The 2,574-nt window shown below is 36.1% G+C and carries 5 protein-coding genes; all 5 read right to left on the reverse strand.

Annotation, left to right across the window (positions count from 1 at the left end):
* Nucleotides 1–234: 234 nt before the first annotated feature.
* Nucleotides 235–570, reverse strand: a complete 336-nt coding sequence (locus tag ODU37_RS10590; RefSeq protein ID WP_024400802.1) for a hypothetical protein — start codon at nucleotides 568–570, stop codon at nucleotides 235–237.
* Complete coding sequence (locus ODU37_RS10595) at nucleotides 570–1,148, reverse strand: hypothetical protein (protein ID WP_024400803.1); 579 nt, start codon at nucleotides 1,146–1,148, stop codon at nucleotides 570–572. The genes ODU37_RS10590 and ODU37_RS10595 overlap by 1 nt, the downstream gene beginning before the upstream one ends.
* Before the next feature lie 91 nt (nucleotides 1,149–1,239).
* Entirely contained in the window at nucleotides 1,240–1,773 is a 534-nt protein-coding gene (locus ODU37_RS10600; RefSeq protein WP_024400804.1) for a hypothetical protein, read from the reverse strand.
* A gap of 20 nt (nucleotides 1,774–1,793) precedes the next feature.
* The gene (locus ODU37_RS10605; protein WP_171997246.1) at nucleotides 1,794–1,967 is read right to left on the reverse strand and encodes a hypothetical protein; all 174 of its coding nucleotides are present in this window, start codon (nucleotides 1,965–1,967) and stop codon (nucleotides 1,794–1,796) included.
* A gap of 294 nt (nucleotides 1,968–2,261) precedes the next feature.
* Nucleotides 2,262–2,574: primase-like DNA-binding domain-containing protein (locus ODU37_RS10610; protein ID WP_398580484.1), on the reverse strand; the 313-nt coding region annotated here is incomplete at its 5' end.

The raw sequence follows: 2,574 nt of genomic DNA on the forward strand, positions 1-2,574 counted from the left end.
AATCTTTTTCAGGATGAAGCACAAACTGGTTTGCGGTGGAAACGATGTCGTTAATACTATCAAGTAAATGAGCTTTAATCTGATCTAGCATGACTTTTCCCCTTTTATTTTTAGTGTAACATAAAAAATAACCCACCACAAAATGTGATAGGTTAGTTAACTTAATGACATTGGGGTGATACCCCCCCTTTTTTTTCTACTATCCATCTTGTCCACTAGAAATTACAAAATAGTTTATAACTTCATATTTCTTAACATTTGTCGTAAAGCTTCATCATTACGTTTCTCATTTTCGGTTTTAGTTCCAAACTTGCGCCTAGCTTCTTGCTCAGCTTTTGTCGCTGCTTCCGCCTTAGCTCTAGCAATTTCATTTTCTTTTCGCTCCTCATTTTCATCATGCATTTTTTGTAATACTTTATTAAAAAGTTCCTGATCTGATTGACGCTTAGCTTCTGCTTTTTCTCTCAGCTTTGCTAATGATTTATTGAAATTCTCAGCCTGTTCTTTTCGCGATTTCTCAGCACCCTCTTGCAAATCTTTATACCATTTGTAAGGATTGTGTTCTGTCATTATTTAACCAACCTTTCATAATTTTCAATCAAGCTATTTACTAAGTGAACAACACTTCTCTTTGGAGTATACTCTAGACCCGAGAAGCGCCCAGGTAATAAAGCTCCTCGATCGCTGTAATTGTAACTTTTCTCATTACGCCCTATTTTATTTTCTAGAAGTTGAAGGGTATTATTAGCAAAATTGTAGTTATCGATATGAAGTTGTTTGAGCGCTTCAAATTCTGGAAACATTTCAGATACTTTATTAATAATAGTCATATTTTCTTTTTCAGCTAGTACATTGATTTCGTTAACCAATTTATTATAGTCTGTTTTACTAATCAAAGGTTTTTGAGTCAATTCATCCAGTTTATTCTTCAACATTTCTTTAGTATTTTCAGCCGTCCAAAGTTCACGCTTAGCAATATCATAAGCTTCGGCATCTACCATCATCTGTGCGTCAGCTATATCCTGTTTCGCTTGTTCAATCTTGGGATCAATCGCTTCCAGTTCTGCTGTGTACTTTTCAATCGCTGTTTGATTTTCCTGATACAATGCCTCTAGCTCTGCTTTAATTTCTTGTAGTGTTCTTGTCATTATCTTTCTCCTTTTAAATCATTGTATTTGTTTGCTTTTAAAATCTAACGGATCTCCTCTTATCCAGTTCATTGCATACCTCTTCACTTCCTTACTGGGACAAACGGCCTGCATACTGCCAAAGGCTGATATATTCGTTGTCTTTGTCTAGTGACTTGAGTAGCCCTACACCCATAGCACCAATTAAGTCTAGTGTTGAGTAGCCTGTCTCTGAATCCATTGGAATTGGGTCATCACTTAGCAAACGTTCCGCATAGTCAAGTAACTTCAGTTCATACGCCACCACCTTTTTAAGCAAGCTATCAAAGGTTTCTGACTGTTTGAGTTGTTCCGTGCGCTCCAGGCGGTACTGGTCTTCAACGTCGGTTTCTGCTTCAGGATTGTTGTAGTAATCTTTGAACCCGTCACAAATCCTCTTGAAGATCTTACTTAGTTTCTTATCTTCTGCATACTCTAGCACTAGCTGACCTTTGCCCTTAATCGTTGCCTCAATTACTGGCGTGTGATAAGTCCCAAACATATAACCAAAGACTGCAATACTTGCCACTTTGGCGGTGTCAATGTCTTCAAAGTCATAAGTAAAAGTAAAGGTTTGTGGTTTGTCTGAAAATGTTTTTAATGTCATGATATTATTCTCCGTTTCTGTTATTTGTAAGTTATCAATACTGTTGTAAATGTTGAAAGGTCTTCATAGTCGCCATGGGTTGCAACTTGAAAAGTTACGTTAATTACTTCAACGCCTGCCATAAAGTCGTTCACTCTCTTTTCAAATTCCTCCAGGCTTTGCTTATGTTTCTGATAAAATAGCTTGATTTTCATTTTTCAGCTCCTTTTTTATACGCTTCTTGAAAATTTTATACACTTGTTTTTGAAAGTATATAAAAAATAAAGTCAGTAGTACCAAGGGTTTTGCTATTGTTTTATACACTTTATACGCTTTATACATTAAAATAAAAATATATATAGGAATAATAGGGACCTTATTTTTAAATCATAATATAAGGGAATTTTTTTATTTCCGTGTTTTTCGTATAAAGTGTATAAAACCCTTGATATGACAACGTTTTGAAGTGTGTAAAATTTTTGCCCTACTGTATAAAGTGTATAAAATCCTTAATTCCTTTTTCTTCTCTTTTTGTACTCTGGCCAATGGTTGTAATACCCGCGTTCATTCTTTGGTTTTTTCTGCTTTTCGGGTGTCGCCCTGCCATTAGCATAGGCTACGCTTGCAAACGGCGGTAGGTCTTCCTTAGGATAAAAACCTTTATGGATCTGTTGCCCTGCGGGGATAACCTTCTGGCCAACTGCGAAACCTTCTGGCAAGTTGCTTTTGATTTCTCGGTGTAACCCCATTTCTGATCTGTTTTCTTTAATACCATAGTATTCTAAGAAACCTTTCCAAACATGATAGACAAAGCTATTAGGA

Source organism: Streptococcus sp. 2021WUSS109 (assembly GCF_044427305.1).
GTDB classification, from domain to species: domain Bacteria; phylum Bacillota; class Bacilli; order Lactobacillales; family Streptococcaceae; genus Streptococcus; species Streptococcus suis.

What these genes read in the sequence shown, in the direction of transcription:
- ODU37_RS10590 (WP_024400802.1), bottom strand. Translation starts at nt 570, where the DNA reads ATGACAGAACACAATCCTTACAAATGGTATAAAGATTTGCAAGAGGGT.
- ODU37_RS10595 (WP_024400803.1), bottom strand. Translation starts at nt 1,148, where the DNA reads ATGACAAGAACACTACAAGAAATTAAAGCAGAGCTAGAGGCATTGTAT.
- ODU37_RS10600 (WP_024400804.1), bottom strand. Translation starts at nt 1,773, where the DNA reads ATGACATTAAAAACATTTTCAGACAAACCACAAACCTTTACTTTTACT.
- ODU37_RS10605 (WP_171997246.1), bottom strand. Translation starts at nt 1,967, where the DNA reads ATGAAAATCAAGCTATTTTATCAGAAACATAAGCAAAGCCTGGAGGAA.